This is a genomic window from Ruegeria sp. AB10 (assembly GCF_056542745.1).
Genome location: NZ_JBQGAI010000005.1, coordinates 194,071 through 214,700 on the forward strand (window position 1 = coordinate 194,071; position 20,630 = coordinate 214,700).

Sequence of the window (20,630 nt, forward strand, 5' to 3'; positions counted from 1 at the left end):
TCTTTCCCTGCGTGGAAACTGATGCTCTAACATGAATGCAATGAGCCGTCGCATTGCATAAAACGGCGAAATTGATTTCGACTTGGGGCAGTTGGAGCCATTCGATGCAGGGAAGCAGGCCAAAGGCCTTTGTGAAATATTGCCTTCTTGGCGTGATCACCGCCCTGCCTTCGTCTCTGGCCGCGCTTGAAACGACGCTGTCCGCACCCGGTGCTCCGAAAGCTCTGGTCGAACGCATCGAGGAAACGTCCTCGGTCGCGACCGCCGAAGACAGGGGGCTGGACACACCGCTGGAAATCCTGTCCGCCGCGTTATCCGATTACCGCACCATCGTTCAGATCCTGTATGACGAGGGCTATTTCAGCCCGGTCGTCAGCATCAAGCTGGACGGGCAGGAAGCAGCGGACATGAGCTCGCTCACCGTGCCCAATACGATCAACCGCGCCGTCATCACGGTGAATACCGGCCCGACCTTCAAGTTCGGCACCGCCATCGTTGAACCGGTTGCGCCGGGCACTGTCCTGCCCGAAGAGTTCGCCCCCGGCAAGCTGGCCACGACCGGAGCCATTCAGCAGGCGGCCTCGGCCGGGGTACAGGGCTGGCGCGACACCGGACACGCCAAGGCCGAGGTCGAAGGCCAAAAGGTCATCGCCCGCCATGCGCAGAAACGGCTGGACGCCGAGATCGATCTTGAACCCGGCCCGCGTCTGGTCTTTGGCAAAATGATCATCAAGGGCGACACGGATGTGCGTTACCGGTCGATTGAAAAAATCGCCGGGTTCCCCTCGGGCGAAGTGTATTCACCGGCGAAAATCCAGAGGGTCGGCACGCGGTTGCGCCGAACCGGTACATTTAGCGTCGTGTCGATCGAAGAGCACAAAACCCCCAACCCCGACGGTACGCTGGATTTCGACGCCACGTTCGAAGACATGCCCAAGCGCCGCCTGACCTTTGGGGTCGAGTTGGCCTCGAACGCCGGGCTGGACGTAACCGCGACCTGGACCCACCGCAACGTATTCCGCCGCGCCGAACGGCTGCGGTTCGAAGCCGCGCTGCGCAACATCGGCGGGTCCGAGGACCTAGACGGCCGGATCGGCCTGCGTCTGGATCAGCCCGACCGGCTGGGCCCGGATGACAACACCTTCTGGAGCGCCCTGCTGGAGCGGCGCAACACCGAGAATTACAACGTCTCTGTCGCGTCGCTGGCCTATGGTGCCCGGCGCACCTTTTCCGACCGGCTCTATGCCGAAGCCTCGGCCGGTTTCCAGTGGTCGGATGCGGATGATGCCTATGGCAGTGGCCGCAAGTTCCGATATTTTATCATCCCGCTCCGATCGGAATGGGATGAGCGTGACAGCAAGGTCAGCGCGACCCGTGGATTCTATCTGGACGCGCAAGCCATGCCGTTCGTCGGGTTTTCGGGTACGGACACAGGCATTCGGCTTTTCGCCGACGCACGCGCCTATACCAGCCTGAGAACGGGCGGACGGATCGTTCTGGCCGGTCGCGCTCAGATCGGCTCGGTGATCGGGCCTTCGCCCAGCAATGTGACACCGGATTTCCTGTTCTTCTCGGGCGGTGCGGGAACCGTGCGCGGGCAACCCTTTGAAAGCCTGGGTATCCCGGTAAACGGTGGCGTTGCCGGGGGCAAATCCTTCGTCGGGCTGTCCGGAGAGGTTCGCGGAAAGATCACCGACGCGATATCGCTTGTCGGGTTTTACGATTTCGGTACCGTGGACACGTCATCCTTTATCGGCAGCGGCGCCGAGTACCATTCGGGCGCCGGGCTGGGCGTCCGGTATGATCTGGGCGGGTTCGGCCCACTGCGTCTGGATCTGGCCTTGCCCATGCAGGGCGATACCGGCAGCGGTCTGCAATTCTATATCGGGATCGGACAGGCATTTTGATACGGCGCTACGCATATCCTGTTGTCACCTCGGTGCTGATCGTGACCGCCCCGCCTGTGATCGCGCAGGAGGATGAGGGCGGCGGCAGTATGCTGGAACGGTTCCTGCAGGACACGCTGTCGGGCGACGATCAAAACGTCACCGTCAAGGGCCTGCAGGGCGCGCTGAGCGCGCGGGCCACGATTCGAGAGATCACCGTCTCGGACGATGAAGGCGTCTGGCTGACCATCAAGGATGCCGAGCTGGACTGGAACCGGCTGGCCCTGATCCGGGGGCGGTTTTCCGTCAATGCCCTGACGGCGCAAGAGATTGACATCGCCCGCGCACCCGGCACGACCACCAAGGACACCCCGCCCCCCTCGGCCGAGACCAAACCCTTTCAACTGCCTGAACTGCCGGTTTCCATTGAAATTGGCGAGATCCGGGTAGATGAGTTGTTGCTGGGCAAACCTCTGATCGGGGTCTCTGCCGCATTGTCCGTCACCGGCAACCTGTCCCTTGCCGATGGCGCGCTGGACACCAACCTGGACATCACCCGGCTGGACCGTGCCGGAGACAGGATCAAGCTGACCGCCGGGTTCCAGAATTCCTCGCGCGAAATCAATCTGGATCTGGACGTGAACGAGGCTGAGGGTGGCCTGATCTCGACCGCCCTGAACATCCCCGACAGCCCGCCGATCGGCTTTACCGCCAAAGGCGCGGGCCCCCTGACCGATTTCACCGCCGACATCGCCCTGAGCAGTGACAAGCAGCCGCAGGTCACAGGACAGGTCGAACTGCGCGCTGCGGAAACCGGCGCGGCAGACGGGATCGCCTTTACCGCCGATCTGGGCGGCGACCTGACCCCCTTCATGGCCGAGGATCTGGACCCCTTCTTTGGCCCCAGGACTCGGCTTTTCGTGGACGGCCAGACCAAACCCCAGGGCGCGCTGGATATCTCTGATCTGGAACTCACAACCCAGGCGCTGAACCTGAAGGGTGAGTTGCAGCTGGCCGAAGGCGGTACCCTGCAGCTTGCGGCCTTGCAGGGCCGGATCACGCCGCCGGACGGCAATTCCGTGGTGCTGCCGGTTGCGGGCGGGGATACATCGATCGAGGCGGCACAGATTTCCGTCCTGTTCGATCAGAAGAACGGTAATCTATGGGACCTGAGCCTGACCGCAGACGCGTTTCAGTCACCGCAGGCGAAACTGGACAACGCCCGGATCACCGCGCAAGGCGTTTTGGAACAGGGCGAAGCGTTTACCGTCACCGGTGATCTGCAGGCCATCGTCGACGGGATCGACCTGAACGATCAGGCGCTGAACACCGCTCTGGGCAAGCGCATCACGCTGGACGGCCAGTTCGACTATGGCAGCGATCAGTCCCTGAACCTTTCGGGGTTCGAACTGGTCGGAACCGACTATACGCTGGCGCTGGATGCGCTGATCGACGGGCTGACCAGCGGGTTGACCGTAGATGGATCAGCCACGCTCGACGCATCGGACCTGTCGCGGTTTTCGGATCTCGCACAGCTTGATCTGGGCGGCGAGGCTTCGGTGCGCGTCGAAGGCAAGGGCTCGCCGCTGGAACGCAGCTTTGACGGCAAGGTGGTGGTCGAGGGCCGCGATCTGGTCACCGGACGCGACGATATCGACCCGGTCATCAAGGGCGAGACCACGATCACGCTGGATGCCAGCCGTGGCAGCGACGGCATCACCATCCGCGAGTTTGACCTGAACAGCGAGGCCGCGCAGGCGCAGGCCAGCGGTGAGGTCACGACACCCGACGGCAACCTGACCATCGACGGACAAGCCAGCGTGAACGCATCTGACTTGTCGGTCTTCTCAGGTCTGGCCAAGCGCGAATTGGGCGGAACCTTGCAGGCCGAATTCGAGGGCAAGGGCACGGTGCAGACGCTGGAATTCGATGGCACGGCCAGCGTGACCGGACAGGATATCAAGACCGGCATGTCCGACCTTGATCCCTTGCTAACCGGCAAAACCGCTATCACCTGGGACGGAGCTCGGACAACAGACCGGATCGAAATCCGAGAGGCGACAGTGAATGGCGCTGCCCTGGCCGCGCAGGTCGCCGCAACGGTCGACGACCCCACCGGCGATCTGTCGGTGGACGGCACGGCGCAGGTGAAGGCCCCCGATCTATCCCTGTTTTCGGGGCTGGCCCAACGCGATCTGGCCGGGTCGATCTCGGCCAATCTGGAGGGCAACGCAACCCTGGCCAGCAAGGTTTTCAACATTCAGGGCAATGTGAATGCGGACGACCTACAAACCGGCATCGAACTGGTCGACAAGCTGATCCAGGGCCGCACGACCCTGAATGTCGATGCCGAAAAGGGCGAGGAAGGAGTCGATATCCGCACCTTCCGCCTGCAGGGCACCGCTTTGTCTGCCACCGCATCGGGCCAGCTGGACCGCGACGCCGGCGGGTTGAGCTTTACCGCGCGGCTTGACGATCTGTCCCGTATCCTGACCACAATGTCCGGGCCGCTAACGCTGGACGGCAACGTCGCCCCGATCAGATCCGGGCTTGAAGGCACCATGCGGTTAAGCGGGCCGGACAGTTCTTACGCCGCACTGACCGGAACCGTGGACATGGATGGCACAGCCGATTTGGACTTCGACGCCAAGCTCAACAAGATCGAACGTTTCGCACCCGAGTTTCCCGGCACCGTCGCGGCAACCGGCAATGCGAAACGCAATAACGGCGTCTGGACCATCGATGGCTCGGCCAATGGTCCCGCCGAAATCAACAGCACGATCGCAGGCACTTTCGATGAAACCAGCGGCGAGGCCGATCTGAGAGCACAGGGCGGTGTCAATCTGGGCGTTATCAACCTGTTTATCTCGCCCAACAAGATCGACGGAACCGCCCGGCACAATCTGCGCCTGAAAGGCAAACCCGCGCTCAGTTCGCTCAGCGGTACGATCACCACCTCGGGGACGTCACTGGCGATCCCTGAAATCGGGCAGACGGTCACCGGCATCAACGGCTCGGTCGAATTGGCGCAGAGCCGGGCCAATATCTCGTTGAATGGCGGGATGCGGGCCGGAGGAAACTTCACTATCTCGGGCCCGCTGGACCTGACGCCGCCGCTGAACGCCAACATTGTCGCCAAGCTCAACCAACTCGTGCTGACCGACAAGCTGCTTTATGAAACCACGCTGAACGGTGAGATCGCCATGACCGGAGCGTTGGCCGGCAACAGCGCCATTTCCGGGCAGATCACGTTTGAAGAGACAAACATCAACCTCGCCGCCGCAGCGGGGGCCGTAGGGGCCGCACCGATCCCCGAGATCGAACATTTCAACGAAAGCCGGGCCAGTTACATCACCCGCGAACGGGCGCGGCTGATCGTCGAGGAAGGGGCCTCCAAGAGCGACTCCCGCATTGCGCTGGATGTCAGCCTGCGGGCACCCAAAGCGGTTTTCGTGCGCGGTCGTGGTGTCAATGCCGAACTGGGTGGAAACCTGTTCATCGGCGGCACGACGGCGTCGGTCATCCCCTCCGGCCAGATTGAGCTGATCCGGGGCAATTTCGATATTCTGGGCCGCAGGCTGGCCCTGACCAAAGGCATCGTGACCCTGCAGGGGGATCTGACGCCGTATATCGAGTTCGCCTCGTCCACCAGTACCTCGGAGGGTACAGCCACGATCGAAATCGCCGGTCCGCTGGATGCGCCCGAGGTTGACGTCTATTCCGACCCCGAACGCCCGGCGGAAGAGGCGCTGGCGATGCTGCTGTTCGGCAACCGTTTCTCGGAGCTTTCACCCTTTATCATTGCCCAGATGGCCGCGTCTCTGGCGCAGCTCAGCGGCGCGGGGGGCGATACGACCAAAGGGCTGCGCGACTCGACCGGCGTTGACACGGTGGATATCGGGGCAACCGAGGGCGGCGCCGGTCGTCTGGGGGCCGGAGCTTATCTGAGCGACAACCTCTATACCGATTTCACCGTCAACACCGAGGGCGACACCGAGGTGAACCTGAACCTGGACGTCACCGACAGTTTCACCGTGCGCGGCACCGTCGACGGGCGCGGCGAAACCGGGCTGGGCCTGTTTTTTGAACGGGACTACTAAGGGCGCTATTTCCGCCGGATACCAATCGCCTGCCCGACCTGCGGTGCGGCCTCCAGCCCGGCGTGATCGCGGACCATGCGGGCCAGCCGTGCGGCCGCCCAATCCGGATAGGACTCTGACCGCCCGGTAGTATGGCTGACATTCATGAACAGCGCTTCCTGCGTGGCGCAGATGGCGTTGTCTTTTTCTGACAGCATCTGCGCAAAGTAATGGCCGCGTTTCCGGTCTGAATCCAACATCCGAAAGCGGAAAAAGAACGTCTCATCCGGCTGAACCTCGCGCAGGAAATTCATGTGGGATTGCAGGACATACGGCCCCTGCCCCAGCGCCTTGACCTGCACCTCACCCAACCCGAGGTGATCGACCATCACCTTTTCCAGCGCCATGTCGAAGGCCACGCCATAAAAGCCCACGTTCATGTGGCCATTATAGTCGATCCATTCCGGCAGAACCGAGAATCCCCGGATTTCGACCGGTGCATCATAAGGGCCGTCATGACCACTGAGCGGTCTAGTCATCACCATCCTCCTCAAAGATCGCGACAGCCCGCACAAAGCCCGCCGACGCCCCTTTGATCTTGAACGGAAAGCACGAGATTTCGAATCCGGTCGGCGGCAGGTTTTCGAGGTTGGTCAGCTTTTCGATATGACAATAGCCGATCTCCATCGAGGCGCGGTGGCCCTCCCAGATGATTGAGGCATCCTTGGTCTCGGCATATTCCTGTGCGGTCAGGGGAAAGGGCGCGTCCCAGCTCCAGGCGTCTGTGCCGGTCACGCGCACACCGCGTTCGGTCAGGTACAAGGTCGCCTCGCGCCCCATACCACAGCCTTTCATCAGATAGTCCGGCTGGCCGTATCGCGTGCCCGCCGACGTATTCACGATCACGATGTCCAGCGGCTGCAAGTCGTGGCCGATCCGTTTCAGTTCGGCCTGGACATCGGCCGCCGTGGCCACATAGCCGTCATCGAAATGGCGGAAATCCAGTTTCACGCCGGGGTTCATGCACCATTCCAGCGGAACCTCATCGATGGTGATCGCCCGTTCGCCGTTATTCATGGTCGAGTGGTGGTGATACGGCGCGTCCAGATGGGTGCCGTTATGGGTTGCGATCTGAAGCCGTTCGATGGCCCATCCCTCGCCGCCCGGCAGATCGTCTTTCTGAAGACCCGGAAAGAACGCCATCACCTGCTCGGCGGTCTGGTCATGCGTCAGATACTCGATCTCGGGCAACATGATCGGCGGATCGGATACGATCCCGGTCTCCAGGGGAACGGACAGATCAACGAAACGGCGGGCCATATGCTCCTCCATCACCAAAGTGACGACAGGTTTGGCCGCAAGCAACACTCTGTCAAGGAAAGAAAAAAGGCGACCCAAAGGGCCGCCTTTTCTAGATTTGTGAGTGGTGGTGTTATTCCGCCGCGACAGCGTCTTCGATCTTTTCGACCCGGATCGCCGAGAACTTGAACTCGGGGATTTTGCCATAAGGGTCGATGGCCGAGTTAGTCAGGATGTTCGCCGCTGCCTCGACATAGGCGAATGGGATGAACACCATGTCTTCGGCAATCGCCCGGTCGGCCCGTGCCATGATCTCGATCGAGCCGCGACGGGTGGTCAAACGGATCATCTCGCCCGGTTCGATCCCCATCACCTTGAGCGTACGGGGGTTCAGCGAACAGTTCGCCTCGGGTTCCACCGCGTCCAGAACATTGGATCGGCGGGTCATCGATCCGGTGTGCCAGTGTTCCAGCTGACGGCCGGTGGTGGCGATCATCGGGTATTCGTCATCCGGGGCCTCATCCGGCGGGATGACGCTGGCCGGGGTGAACCGCGCCCGACCATCCGCACGCGGGAAGCCGTCACCGAACACAATCGCCTGCCCCGGATCGGTCTCGGACAGCGAGGGATAGGTGATGGTCTCGGTCTCCAGACGCTCCCATGTGATGTTGTTGAGCGAGTTCATCGTCAACTTCATCTCGGCAAAGACCTGAGACACATCGGTGTAATCCCATTTCAGGCCGATCCTCTGCGCCAGTTCGACGGTGATTTTCCAATCCTCGCGCGCCTCACCCGGAGGGGTCACCGCCGGGCGCACACGCTGGACCTGACGGTTGGTGTTCGACACGGTGCCGTTCTTCTCATAAAGCGCCGAGGCGGGCAGGATGATGTCGGCATAGTTCGCCGTTTCGGTCAGGAAGATGTCCTGCACGATCATCAGATCCAGCTTGGCAAGCGCGTCACGAGCATGGTTGACATCCGGGTCGGACATGGCCGGGTTTTCACCCATGATATACATACCCTTGATGTTGCCCGCATAGGCCTGATCGATGATCTCAGTAACGGTCAGACCTTTCTCGTTCGAGAAGTCGTCTGAATTCCAGACGTTGTTGAACTTGGCGCGAATGCCATCGTCAGTCACGGTCTGGTAGTCCGGCAGGAACATCGGGATCAGACCCGCGTCGGATGCACCCTGCACGTTGTTCTGACCACGCAGCGGGTGCAGACCCGCGCCGGGCTTACCAACGTTGCCGGTCATCAACGCAAGGCTGATCAGACAGCGCGAGTTATCCGTGCCGTGGATGTGCTGGCTGACGCCCATCCCCCAGAAGATCAGACCGGCCTTGGCCTGCGCGAAGGTGCGCGCGACACGGCGCAGCTGATCCGGTTCGATGCCGCAGATCGGCGCCATCGCCTCGGGCGTGAACTGGCGCAGATGCTCTTTCTCGGCTTCCCAGTTCTCGGTCCAGCGGTGGATGTACTGGCTGTCATAGAGCTCTTCCTCGACGATCACGTTCATGATCGCGTTGAGCATCGAGACATCCGCACCCGGACGGAACTGCAGCATCTCATCGGCAAACTTGCGCATCCCAACACCGCGCGGGTCCATCACGATCAGCTTGCCGCCACGCTTGGCGAACTGCTTGAAGTAGGTCGCCGCGACGGGGTGGTTCTCGATCGGGTTCGAGCCGATGATGATCGCCACATCCGCGTTTTCGATCTCGTTGAAGGTCGCGGTCACAGCGCCGGACCCGACGTTCTCAATCAGCGCCGCAACGGACGACGCGTGGCACAGACGGGTGCAGTGGTCGACGTTGTTATGCTTGAAGCCCTGACGGATGAACTTCTGGAACAGGTACGCTTCTTCGTTGGTGCACTTGGCCGAGCCAAAGCCCGCAACGCTACGCGGGTCTTCTTCGCGCAGGGTTTTCAGCTTGGTCGCGGCCAGATCCATCGCCTCTTCCCACGTTGCTTCGCGGAAATGGGTCGACAGGTTGCCCGGATCGACGTTCAGACCTTTGGCAGGTGCGTCTTCACGGCGGATCAGCGGCTTGGTCAGACGGTGTGGGTGGTGGATGTAGTCAAAGCCGAACCGACCTTTGACGCACAGGCGCCCTTCGTTTGCGGGGCCGTTGATACCCTCGACATATTTGACCTTGCCGTCCTTGACCTTCAGCGAAACCTTACAGCCCACACCGCAGAACGGGCAGACGCTTTCGGTCTCAGAATCGTAGTCTTTGCTGTCGCCCTGCTGTTTGTGGTCCAGCACGGTGGCGGGCATCAGCGCGCCGGTTGGGCAGGCCTGAACACATTCACCACAGGCCACACAGGTTGAATCACCCATCGGGTCGTTCTGGTCGAACACCACCTGCGCAGTGTGGCCACGACCGGCCATGCCGATCACGTCGTTCACCTGCACTTCGCGGCAGGCGCGGACGCAGAGGTTGCAATTGATGCAGGCGTCCAGATTGACGCGCATCGCAACGTGGCTGTCATCCAGCAGAGGAATCTTCTCGGCCTCTTTCGCCGGAAAACGGCTGTCGCTGACATCGTTCAGCTTGGCCATGTCCCAGAAGTGGCTGGAGGTGTCGTGGGCTTCCTCAGGCTGGTCGGCGACCAGCAGCTCCATAACCATGGCGCGCGATTTCTCGGCACGCTCGCTGTCGGTCTTGACCACCATACCGTCCGCAGCGGGGCGGATGCACGAGGCGACCAGTGTGCGCTCGCCTTCCACCTCAACCATACAGGCGCGGCAGTTGCCGTCGGGGCGATAGCCCGGCTGCGGCTTGTGGCAAAGGTGCGGGATGGTGAACCCCTGCCCTTTGGCGGCTTCCCAGATGGTCCAGCCTTCAGGCACGGTGACATCTTCGCCGTTCAGGTTGAAGGTGACGGTTTTGTTCGGGCTTGCATCAAGCATGGCTCTGTCTCCCTCAGATTTCGTCAGCGAAATGTTTCATGACAAGGCGGATCGGGTTCGGGGCCGCCTGCCCCAGACCACAAATCGATGCGTCTCCCATGACCTGGCACAGATCTTCCAGCAGATCGGTGTCCCACTTGTCGGCCTGCATCAGCTTCACCGCCTTTTCGCAGCCCGCCCGGCAAGGCGTACACTGGCCGCAGCTTTCGTCTTCGAAGAAGCGCAGCATGTTCAGCGCCGCATCGCGGGCTGTGTCCTGATCGGACAGAACCACCACGGCGGCCGACCCGATGAAAGTGCCATGCGGTTGCAGCGTGTCAAAGTCCAACGGAATGTCATCCATCGACGCGGGCAGCAAACCCGACGAAGGACCACCCGGCTGATACGCCTTGAAAGTCTGGCCCTCGGCCATGCCACCAGCGGCTTCGATCACATCCAGAATGGTCGAACCAGCGGGCAGTAGGTAAACACCCGGCTTCGCCACACGGCCCGAGACCGAATAGCTGCGCAGACCCTTGCGGCCATTCTTTTCGGTGCTGTTGAGGCACTCAGGCCCCTCACGGCAAATCTTCGAGACCCAATAGAGCGTCTCGACGTTGTGCACCAAGGTCGGGCGGTTAAAGACCCCAACCTGCGCCACGAACGGAGGACGGTGACGCGGCAGACCCTTTTTGCCTTCGATCGACTCAATCATCGCGGATTCTTCTCCGCAGATATACGCACCGGCACCGCGGCGCAGGTCGATATAGCCGGGCTCAACGATCCCCGCCTGTTCCAGCGCCGAAATCTCACGGCGCAAAATCTCCAGCACCGCCGGATACTCGTCGCGCATGTAGATAAAGCAGGTCTCGGCCTCGACGGCCCAGGCGGCAATCAACATGCCCTCAAGAAAGACATGCGGCGTGCGTTCCAGATAATAGCGGTCCTTGAACGTACCCGGCTCGCCCTCATCGCCGTTTACGGCCAGATAACGGGTGCCTTCGTTCATGCGAACAAAGCCCCATTTCTTGCCCGAGGGGAAGCCAGCGCCGCCCAGACCGCGCAGGCCCGAGGACAGGATGTCTTCCTGCACCTTCTCCCAAACGCCGCTGTCGCGCAGCTCTTTCAGCTTGGCGTAGCCGCCGTTTGCTTCATAGGCCGCAAAGGCTTCGTAATCGGGCAGATGGGCGTGGGTGTCACCGGCAGCAATCGCAGCCTGCACCTTTTCGGGGGTCGCGTGGTCAATGTGGTTGTGACCGATCTCAAGCACCGGGGCGGTGTCACAACGGCCCATGCACGGCGCGCGGACAACGCGAACCTCAGCCGGGTCCAGACCATCTTCCAGCGCCTTCTGCAGCTGCTCGGCACCAGCCATTTCGCAGGACAGGGAATCACAGACCCGGATGGTCAGCGCGGGCGGAGGCGTCTCGCCTTCTTTCACCACATCGAAATGGGCATAGAAGGTCGCTGTCTCATAAATCTCAGCCTGACCGATCCGCATCTCGACCGCCAGAGCAGCGATGTGGTCGGCGCTGAGATGGCCGTGTTCGTCCTGAATCAAATGCAGAAATTCGATCAGCAGATCGCGGCGGCGCGGGCGGTCGCCCAGCAGGCGATGAATTTCAGCCTGCGCCTCGTCCGAGAATTGACGGCCTTTGGGCGTGTGCCGCCCCTTGCCTTTACCTGACTTCCAGACGCCCTTGGGTGCGCCTGATGGCTTGGTGTCTAATGGTGCCATGATGCCCTCCGATTGAGGCTCCGTGTCTCATCAGAATAACATATCGTCAAATCGCTTATCGCAATCGCACGATAACGACACCTTATCACCGCAAAGACGTCACCACTGCCCGCAACGCCTCGACCGTGGGCAATTCAGGGTCACGAGACAAAGTCGCCAGACAAATCGGTTTGCTGACAACGGGATCGACCAGGGGTAACACCTTCGTACCCTTCAGATCGCCCAGCGCGCGGACCAGCACGCGCGGGACAACGGTGGCCGCCAACCCCTCGCGTGCCATGACCATCGAGGCGGTAAAGCCGCTGGTCTCAGCAACAACCTGCGGGTGCAGCCCCTGTTCGACAAAAATGCGGTCCAGAATGCGCCGGTTTTGCATCTGTGGCTCCAACAGGCTGAGCGGGAATTCGGCCAACCGCACCCAGGGGATCGGGCCAGTCTCGCTGGTCATGTGCGACGGGACCAGCAGCACATAGGTTTCTTCATACAACGGCTGCACCTGCCGCAGATCGGTGCCGATACTGTCACCATAGGTGATGCCTGCATCCAGACTGCCTTCGTCCAACCGGTGCTGGATGGCCGTCGCGGACATGGTCTCGATCCGCGACAGGATGCGTGGGTGCGCCAGCTGCAAGCGTTTGATCAACCGCCCGGTGAAGGCGATCGCCGTAGGGATCACGCCAAGAATCAGGGTTCCGGTGATCTCGCCCTTCGAGGCCAGCACCTGCTGCTCCAGCGCTTTGGTGTCATCCAGAATGCGCCGCGCCCGCAGCACGATCATCTCGCCTTCCTCGGTCAAACCCTGAAACCGATTGGCGCGCCGCACGATTGAGACGCCCAGCCGTTCCTCAAGGTTACGGATGCGCATGGAAAACGCAGGCTGAGAAATCCCGCACTCTTCAGCTGCCTTGGCAAAATGCCGGTGCCGCGCCAAAGCGCTGAGCAGTTGCAGGTCGCGGATTTCGATCATTTTGGGTATCTCTGGGTCGCACCGGAAATCACTGTAACCGCTATTGGGTCAAGGGAAAATCCCCTTGCAAATATCAGGTCAGGCGAAACGCGTAGACATTGTTCAGATACCCCTGATCCCCGATCCGGAACTGGGCCTCACCGATCTGCTTGAACCCTTGCGCAAGGTAGAACGCAATGGCTGGCGCGTTTTCGGCGTTGGTCGTCAACCAGACCACATCCTCTTGTTGATCCCGGCAATGCTGCAGCGCAGCCGTCAACAGGCGCTTGCCGATACCCTTGCCGTGGTGGCGCGGCTGAACGTAGAAAGTGGAGATTTCCATGCCAGCCCAGTCATCAACCGGGGCATCGCATGACGAGGAGACGCGAATGAATCCGTCTATCCCTTCATGATTTTCCGATACCAAAAGGAACTCTTTGGGGTCGGATATCTGGTCGCTGATTTTGGACGGCGTGAATTCTGAAAGAGCGTAATCCGCAAAAAAACCGCTGACGCCACGTTTGAGGTATGTACCCACCCACACCTCAATCGAGATCGCCGCGATGCTGGAGGCATCCGACAGCTCTGCCGCACGCAGGGTCAATGGGCCTTCAAGTGTTGAACAAAAAGTGCATTACATCGCCGTCCTTGACGATGTAGCCCTTGCCCTCGGCCCGCATCTTGCCTGCTTCTTTGGCGCCCTGCTCGCCATTGGCCGAGACATAGTCGTCATAGGCGATGGTCTCAGCCCGGATGAAGCCTTTCTCAAAGTCACCGTGGATCACACCGGCGGCCTGAGGCGCGGCGGTGCCGGTGCGGATGGTCCACGCGCGGGCCTCTTTTGGGCCGACGGTGAAATAGGTTTCCAGTTTCAGCAGGTCATAGCCGGCGCGGATCAGACGGTCGAGGCCGGGCTCTTCCAGCCCCATCTCTTCCAGGAACATCTGGGCTTCTTCGTCTTCCAGCAGGCTGATCTCTTCTTCGATCTTGGCGCTGATGATGACATGGGCATTGCCCTGAGCTGCCGCCATCTCGGCAACCTTGGCTGAATACTCGTTGCCCTCAGCGGCTTCTTCCTCGGACACGTTGCAGACATAGAGCACCGGCTTGGTGGTCAGCAGTTGCAGCATCTTCCACGCTTTGGCGTCCTCGCCCGACACCTCAACCAGACGTGCGGGTTTGCCGTTTTCCAGCATCGCTTGCGCTTCGGCCAGAAGACGGTCCTGCTGTTGCGCTTCCTTGTCGTTGCCCTTGAGCTTGCGCACCAGATTGGCGCGGCGCTTTTCGATGCTTTCCAGATCAGCCAGCATCAACTCGGTCTCAATGGTGTCGGCATCGGCCACCGGATCAACGCGGCCATCCACATGGGTCACGTCACCGTCTTCGAAACAGCGCAGCACATGGGCGATGGCATCGGTCTCGCGAATGTTGGCCAGAAATTGGTTGCCCAAGCCTTCGCCCTTCGAGGCCCCCTTCACCAGACCGGCGATATCCACAAAGGTCATCCGTGTTGGGATAATCTGTTTCGAACTGGCAATCGCCGCCAGTTTATCCAGGCGATCATCAGGCACGGCTACGTCACCCACGTTGGGCTCGATCGTGCAGAACGGGAAATTCGCCGCCTGTGCGGCCGCGGTTTTGGTCAGCGCGTTGAAGAGGGTCGACTTGCCTACATTCGGCAAACCCACGATTCCCATTTTAAAGCCCATGACGGTCTCCTGATGCCATTCGAGGGGTGCTTCTATGCAGGTCCGGGTCGATGCGCAAGCCGGACTGCAGGCAACCCGGCCAAGTCCAATCTGCAACATCACGAAATGTTCACCCCTTACCGGCTTGCCCGGATCTGAATCTGCGCTCTAAGATCGACGTATAGAACGTTAAGAACAAACAAAAAGTGAATAGTCGGAATGAAGAAAACTGTCATAACCCTTGCGATGCTGCTGGCGGCCCAGACAGCGCAGGCTCAATCCCTTGTCTTTGGCGCTGGCTACTCGGATTTTTCCGATAGCGCAGCTGAGGACGAAGCCGTATTCGCGCTTGAATACCAGCATCGCCCGTTTCACGAGGCCACACGCTTTTCCGCCACCTGGGGCGGCGCGCTGTCCGTAGATACGGCAAGCAATATCCATATCGGCATCGGACTGATCGGCTTTTATACCTTCGCGGATCGCTGGTTTGTCGAAGGCAGCGTCATGCCGGGGTACTTTTCCGAGGACGACGACCAGAATGATCTTGGCGGAGAGTTCCAGATCCGCAGCCTGTTGGGCCTTGGCTACACACTGGACAGCGGCAACAAGATCTCGTTTGCCATCACCCACAAATCCAATGCCAGCACAAATAACGAAAACCCCGGCGTCAACTCGGCCTTGCTGCGATACCACTACCAGTTCTGAAGCAATCTGACCCGGCGGGATTGATTTCCGGGCAAAGTTTCTGCACATCAGGTTCAACTCTGAATGCAAGGACCGCAGATGACCCGTATTGACGCTAAGTTCGCCGCCCTGAAGGCCGAGGGGAAGAAGGCCTTTGTCGCATATATCATGGCAGGTGACCCCGATTTCGACACCTCGCTTGAGATTGTGAAAGGTCTGCCCGGTGCCGGAGTCGACGTGATCGAGCTGGGGCTGCCCTTTACCGATCCCATGGCGGACGGCCCGACCATTCAGGCCGCAGGTCAACGGGCGCTGGATGGCGGCATGACACTGCAGCGCACTTTGGACCTTGCGCGCGCGTTCCGCGAAACAGACGACACGACGCCCATCGTTCTGATGGGCTACTACAACCCGATCTACAGCCGTGGCGTGGACAAGTTTCTGGCGGATGCCCAAGCTGCGGGCATCGACGGCCTGATCGTGGTGGACCTGCCGCCGGAAGAGGACGAAGAACTGTGCCTGCCCGCGCAGGCAGCCGGTCTGAACTTCATTCGTCTTGCGACCCCAACCACCGACGACAAGCGCCTGCCCCGCGTGCTGCAGAACACCTCGGGCTTTGTGTATTACGTCTCGATCACCGGCATCACTGGCGCGGCCGAAGCTCAGGCCACGAATGTCGGCCCCGAAGTGGCCCGGATCAAATCCGCAACCGACCTGCCCGTGATCGTGGGTTTTGGTATCAACACGCCCGAAAAATCCAGGGCCATCGCCACCGTCGCCGACGGTGCCGTCGTCGGTTCGGCCATTGTCAGCCAGATCGGCGCAGGCAAGCCGGTGGCCGAGGTTCTGGACTTTGTGAAATCTCTGGCCGACGGCGCGCATTCCGCCTGATCACCGGGCATCAGAGTGTTTTTTTGAACCGCAGCACGGCAATGGCCTGCTGCGGTTTTTTGGTCTCTGGACGTGAGGCCCTGTCATGTTAGAAATTGGCGTGAAAATCTGACCAAAATATCGAAGGCGCTCAATCATGGCTGTTATCACGACAATCGAAGACCTCCGCCGCATCTACGAACGCCGCGTGCCCAGGATGTTTTACGATTACGCCGAAAGCGGCAGCTGGACCGAGCAGACCTTCCGCGACAACAGCTCGGATTTCTCGGATATCCGCCTGCGCCAGCGGGTTGCGGTGGACATGGCCGGACGCTCGACCGCCTCGCAGATGATCGGAGAGGACGTCGCGATGCCCGTCGCACTGGCCCCGGTCGGGCTGACGGGCATGCAGCACGCGGATGGTGAGATGAAGGCCGCCAAAGCCGCCGAAGAGTTTGGTGTGCCCTTTACCCTGTCCACCATGTCGATCAACTCGATCGAGGATGTGGCCGAGCACACGACGAAACCGTTCTGGTTTCAGCTATATACGATGAAGGATCAGGACTATGTCAGCCGCCTGATCCAGCGCGCCAAGGATGCGAAATGTTCGGCTTTGGTGATTACGCTGGATCTGCAAATCCTGGGTCAACGCCATAAGGACCTGAAGAACGGCTTGTCCGCCCCGCCTAAGCTGACCGCAAAAACCATCGCCAACCTGATGACTAAATGGTCATGGGGCATCGAAATGCTGGGCGCAAAACGGCGCGAGTTCGGCAATATCGTCGGTCACGTCGAGGGTATCTCGGATGCCTCCTCACTTGGCGCATGGACGGCCGAGCAATTCGACCCCAGCCTTGATTGGAGCAAGGTCGAAAAGCTGATGGAGCAATGGGACGGGAAGGTAATCCTTAAGGGCATTCTGGATGCAGACGACGCCAAGATGGCCGCCAAGCTTGGGGCCGACGCTATCGTCGTGTCGAACCACGGCGGGCGGCAGTTGGACGGCGCGCTCAGCTCCATCCGTATGCTGCCGCAGATCATGGACGCGGTCGGCAATGATATCGAGGTCCATCTGGACAGCGGCATCCGCTCTGGTCAGGACGTACTGAAAGCCGTCGCCGTGGGCGCCAAAGGCACCTTTATCGGCCGCGCTTTTGTATACGGACTGGGCGCAATGGGGCAGAAAGGTGTGACAACGGCGCTGGACGTCATCCAAAAGGAACTGGACACCACAATGGCGCTGTGCGGAGAACGCAACGTGGGCGATCTGGGGCGGCATAACCTGCTGATCCCCGAAGACTTCGGTGGCCGCTGGCAGGACTGACTTGGCCTCAAAAACAAAAGGTCAAAAAGCCCTTTCCAAATCCAATGAATCAAGCTAAGGACGCGGCTTCACGCGGGCATACAGCCTTGGAGGATGCCCGCCCTAACATTTGGAGATATATCATGGCTGGTGAGATTCCTGATCTCGTAGCTCTGGAACGGACGGGGACAGGCAAGGGCGCCGCTCGTCAAGCACGCCGCGACGGCATGGTTCCGGGCATTGTTTTTGGTGGTGACAAAGAGCCGCTGCCGATCCAGATCCCGTTCAACGTCCTGTTCAAGCGCCTGAAAGCGGGCCGGTTCAAGTCGACCCTGTGGAACCTGAAGGTTGAAGGCCACGAAGACGTCCGCGTCATCTGCCGCGACGTTCAGCGTGACGTCGTCAAGGACCTGCCGACCCACCTGGACCTGATGCGTCTGCGTCGGACCACCAAGATTGCGCTGTACATCCCCGTTGAGTTCATCAACGAAGAAGAAGCGCCCGGCATCAAGAAGGGCGGCGTTCTGACCGTTGTCCGTCCGGAAGTCGAACTGATGTGCACCGCGGGTGAGATTCCCGAGAAGATCACCGTTGATCTGACCGGTCTGAACATCAACGACGTTGTGACCATCTCGTCCGTTGATCTGCCCGCAGGCACCAAGCCGACCATCGACCGTGACTTCGTGATCGCAAACGTCTCGGCACCGACCGGCCTGTCGTCCAGCGACGACGAAGAAGAAGGCGAAGAAGTGGCCGCAGACGAGGTTGAAGTCGTCGGTCAAGAAGAAGCCGAAGAATAAACCCGGACCCAACGATCCGGATTTTGAGACGGGGCCTCCAGCAGGCCCCGTTTTCTTTTGGTAAGTGGGCTGGAAAACGGATGGTATTCTGTGCCATCAACCGCGGGCATCGCACAAGGACGAGACTATGAAACTGTTTGTCGGATTGGGGAACCCGGGGTCGAAATACTCCCGCAACCGGCATAATATCGGCTTTATGGCCGTGGACCGGATTGCCGAGGACCACGGTTTCGGACCATGGAAATCCAAATTTCAGGCCGAGATCGCCGAAGGGCGTCTGGGCAGCGAAAAGGTGCTGTTGATCAAGCCGCAAACTTTCATGAACCGCTCGGGTCAATCGGTGGGCGAAGCGATGCGCTTCTACAAGTTGGAGTCGACCGATGTGACCGTCTTTCATGACGAGTTGGACCTCGCCCCCAGCAAAGTGCGCGTCAAGGCGGGCGGCGGACATGCCGGGCACAACGGGTTGCGCTCGATCCATGAACATATCAGCCCCGCCTATGACCGCGTGCGTCTGGGGATCGGACATCCGGGGCGCAAGGAGATGGTCTCGCCGTATGTCCTGAGCGATTTTGCCAAGGCCGATGCCGATTGGCTGGACGATGTGCTGCGCGGTGTGTCGGACGGTGCAGGATACCTGGCCGACGGCGATGGCGGCAAGTTCATGAACGCGGTCGCACTGCGCACCGCACCGCCGCGGTCTTCGAAATCTCCGGCCAAAGCGCCGAAGCCCGACACGACACCCGCGCCGGGACCCAAGGTCGACGAACGCTCGGCCATGCAAAAGCTGCTGGACAAGTTCAAATAGGCCTGTTGACCTTGCCGTAACGTCCCAATTGCGGAACCGCATCGGGCGGGTACCAATGTGGCAGGGATACGGGAGGCGTTAGATGAAAGCTCTGTTCAAGTGGGTGCTGCGCATCCTGCTGATGCTGGTGCTGGCTGCAGTTGTTGTAGGGGTCTGGAAACGCGAAGAGCTTCAGCGGTTGATGGCCGTGAACTCTTTGTTTTCCGAGGATAAGATCGTCCACAATTTCTCTCATATGGATGAAGCATTCCTGACGGTAGACCTGCCGCGCGGCGATGGTCCGACATGGGACCTACCCTACGGCCCCGGCTTTGATCTGCCCGACGGCACCGACCAATGGATCGAGGACCGGGCGGTGACCTCTCTGCTGGTGATGCAGGACGGGCAAATCCGGTTCGAAGAATACTATCTGGGCACGACCCCCGAAGATCGGCGAATTTCATGGTCGGTTGCCAAGAGCTACCTTTCGGCTCTGTTCGGCGTTCTTCTGGCCGAAGGGGCCATCAACTCGTTGGACGACCCGGTGGTGAAATACGCGCCCAAGCTGACGGGCACCGCCTATGACGGTGCAACGATCCGCAATGTGCTGAACATGGCCAGCGGCGTCACGTTCAACGAGGATTATTTCGACCCCAACTCGGACATCAACCGGATGGGCCGCGTCGTGGCCTTGGGCGGAGAGTTGGACGACTTCGCGGCCTCGCTACAGGACACCTTCGCCACCCCGGGCGAGACCTGGCAATACGTCTCTATCGACACCCATGTCATCGGCATGGTGATCCGTGGGGCCACCGGGCGCAGCGTGACCGAGCTGCTGACCGAAAAAATCATTCAGCCGCTGGGGCTTGAACATGACGGCTACTATGTGACTGACGGTGCCGGGGTTGCCTTTGTGCTGGGTGGCTTGAATTTTACCACCCGCGATTTTGCCCGGTTTGGCCAGATGATCCTGCAGAACGGAGAACATGACGGCCATCAATTGGTGCCCGCAGACTGGATTGCAGAATCCGTCCTGCCCAGCGCACCGACCAAGGCAGGCGAGATCGGGTACGGCTATCAGTGGTGGATTCCCGTCGGCGCGCATGAAGGTGAATTCCTCGCACGTGGCGTCTATGGTCAGTACATATATTTCGACCAGCCGCGCGGGGTGTTGATCGTGACAACCGGGGCGGATCGAAAATTCCGCGATGACGGCGTGAACGAAGAAAACATAGAAATGTTCCGCAGCATCGCCCAAAGCCTGTAAGGTGGGGTCATGCAAAAACAGGACAGTATCAACGTTTTGGGCGGTGTGCTTGCACCGTGTTCCCGTGATCCGCTGACCGGGTTCTTTCGCGATGGCGCCTGTAACACATGCCCAGAAGATCAGGGCAGTCATACGGTTTGCGCGGTGATGACAGCCGAGTTTCTGGCCTTTTCCAAGTATGTCGGAAACGATCTGAGCACCCCACGCCCCGAGTTCAACTTTCCCGGCCTGAACCCCGGTGACCGCTGGTGCCTGTGCGCCGGGCGCTTTCTGCAGGCCCATGACGAGGGCTGCGCCCCCAAGGTGCATCTTGAAGCAACCCATCAGCGTGCGCTGGACGTGGTGCCACTGCGCCTGCTGACCGAACACGCGATTGTGGAATAGGCA

General features: G+C 60.3%; 16 protein-coding genes. 9 read left to right on the top strand and 7 right to left on the bottom strand.

Annotation, left to right across the window (positions count from 1 at the left end; all coding sequences use genetic code 11):
* The first annotated feature begins 104 nt into the window (after positions 1-104).
* Complete coding sequence (locus ACR0NT_RS12345) at positions 105-1,907, top strand: BamA/TamA family outer membrane protein (RefSeq protein ID WP_170672336.1); 1,803 nt, start codon at positions 105-107, stop codon at positions 1,905-1,907.
* A gap of 41 nt (positions 1,908-1,948) precedes the next feature.
* Positions 1,949-5,986, top strand: a complete 4,038-nt coding sequence (locus ACR0NT_RS12350; RefSeq protein WP_480443151.1) for a translocation/assembly module TamB domain-containing protein — start codon at positions 1,949-1,951, stop codon at positions 5,984-5,986.
* 5 nt (positions 5,987-5,991) lie between these two features.
* On the opposite strand, the gene ACR0NT_RS12355 is transcribed toward ACR0NT_RS12350, so the two are convergent.
* The 7 genes from ACR0NT_RS12355 to ychF all read right to left on the bottom strand — a co-directional run bounded on the left by ACR0NT_RS12355 (position 5,992) and on the right by ychF (position 14,553).
* The gene (locus tag ACR0NT_RS12355) at positions 5,992-6,504 is read right to left on the bottom strand and encodes a thioesterase family protein (protein WP_480443152.1); all 513 of its coding nucleotides are present in this window, start codon (positions 6,502-6,504) and stop codon (positions 5,992-5,994) included.
* The gene (locus ACR0NT_RS12360) at positions 6,497-7,285 is read right to left on the bottom strand and encodes a cyclase family protein (protein WP_170672340.1); all 789 of its coding nucleotides are present in this window, start codon (positions 7,283-7,285) and stop codon (positions 6,497-6,499) included. The genes ACR0NT_RS12355 and ACR0NT_RS12360 overlap by 8 nt, the downstream gene beginning before the upstream one ends.
* A 112-nt stretch (positions 7,286-7,397) precedes the next feature.
* A complete protein-coding gene (gene fdhF / locus ACR0NT_RS12365) occupies positions 7,398-10,181 on the bottom strand; it encodes a formate dehydrogenase subunit alpha (RefSeq protein WP_170672342.1) in 2,784 nt (927 codons plus the stop codon).
* A gap of 13 nt (positions 10,182-10,194) precedes the next feature.
* Positions 10,195-11,898 (bottom strand): NAD(P)H-dependent oxidoreductase subunit E, encoded by a 1,704-nt coding sequence (locus ACR0NT_RS12370; protein ID WP_170672344.1) that lies wholly within the window; start codon positions 11,896-11,898, stop codon positions 10,195-10,197.
* Between the two features lie 85 nt (positions 11,899-11,983).
* Positions 11,984-12,865 (bottom strand): LysR family transcriptional regulator, encoded by an 882-nt coding sequence (locus tag ACR0NT_RS12375; protein WP_170445538.1) that lies wholly within the window; start codon positions 12,863-12,865, stop codon positions 11,984-11,986.
* 73 nt (positions 12,866-12,938) lie between these two features.
* A complete protein-coding gene (locus ACR0NT_RS12380; RefSeq protein ID WP_170672346.1) occupies positions 12,939-13,448 on the bottom strand; it encodes a GNAT family N-acetyltransferase in 510 nt (169 codons plus the stop codon).
* A 7-nt stretch (positions 13,449-13,455) separates the two neighbouring features.
* Positions 13,456-14,553 carry a redox-regulated ATPase YchF gene (gene ychF / locus ACR0NT_RS12385; RefSeq protein ID WP_170445544.1) on the bottom strand — a complete coding sequence of 366 codons (1,098 nt, stop codon included), beginning with the start codon at positions 14,551-14,553 and terminating at the stop codon, positions 13,456-13,458.
* A gap of 198 nt (positions 14,554-14,751) precedes the next feature.
* On the opposite strand from ychF, the gene ACR0NT_RS12390 reads away from it, so the two are divergent.
* From ACR0NT_RS12390 to ACR0NT_RS12420, 7 genes are all read left to right on the top strand, one after another.
* Positions 14,752-15,237 (top strand): acyloxyacyl hydrolase, encoded by a 486-nt coding sequence (locus tag ACR0NT_RS12390; protein ID WP_170672348.1) that lies wholly within the window; start codon positions 14,752-14,754, stop codon positions 15,235-15,237.
* Between the two features lie 78 nt (positions 15,238-15,315).
* A complete protein-coding gene (trpA, locus tag ACR0NT_RS12395) occupies positions 15,316-16,107 on the top strand; it encodes a tryptophan synthase subunit alpha (RefSeq protein WP_170445551.1) in 792 nt (263 codons plus the stop codon).
* A gap of 136 nt (positions 16,108-16,243) precedes the next feature.
* Complete coding sequence (locus tag ACR0NT_RS12400; protein WP_170672350.1) at positions 16,244-17,410, top strand: alpha-hydroxy acid oxidase; 1,167 nt, start codon at positions 16,244-16,246, stop codon at positions 17,408-17,410.
* Positions 17,411-17,532: 122 nt separating this feature from the next.
* Positions 17,533-18,189, top strand: a complete 657-nt coding sequence (locus tag ACR0NT_RS12405) for a 50S ribosomal protein L25/general stress protein Ctc (RefSeq protein ID WP_170445558.1) — start codon at positions 17,533-17,535, stop codon at positions 18,187-18,189.
* A 127-nt stretch (positions 18,190-18,316) separates the two neighbouring features.
* Positions 18,317-18,997, top strand: coding sequence for an aminoacyl-tRNA hydrolase (pth, locus tag ACR0NT_RS12410; RefSeq protein WP_170672352.1), 681 nt, complete (start codon positions 18,317-18,319; stop codon positions 18,995-18,997).
* 82 nt (positions 18,998-19,079) lie between these two features.
* Complete coding sequence (locus ACR0NT_RS12415; protein ID WP_170672354.1) at positions 19,080-20,243, top strand: serine hydrolase domain-containing protein; 1,164 nt, start codon at positions 19,080-19,082, stop codon at positions 20,241-20,243.
* A gap of 9 nt (positions 20,244-20,252) precedes the next feature.
* Complete coding sequence (locus ACR0NT_RS12420; RefSeq protein ID WP_170445566.1) at positions 20,253-20,627, top strand: DUF2237 domain-containing protein; 375 nt, start codon at positions 20,253-20,255, stop codon at positions 20,625-20,627.
* Positions 20,628-20,630 lie beyond the last annotated feature (3 nt).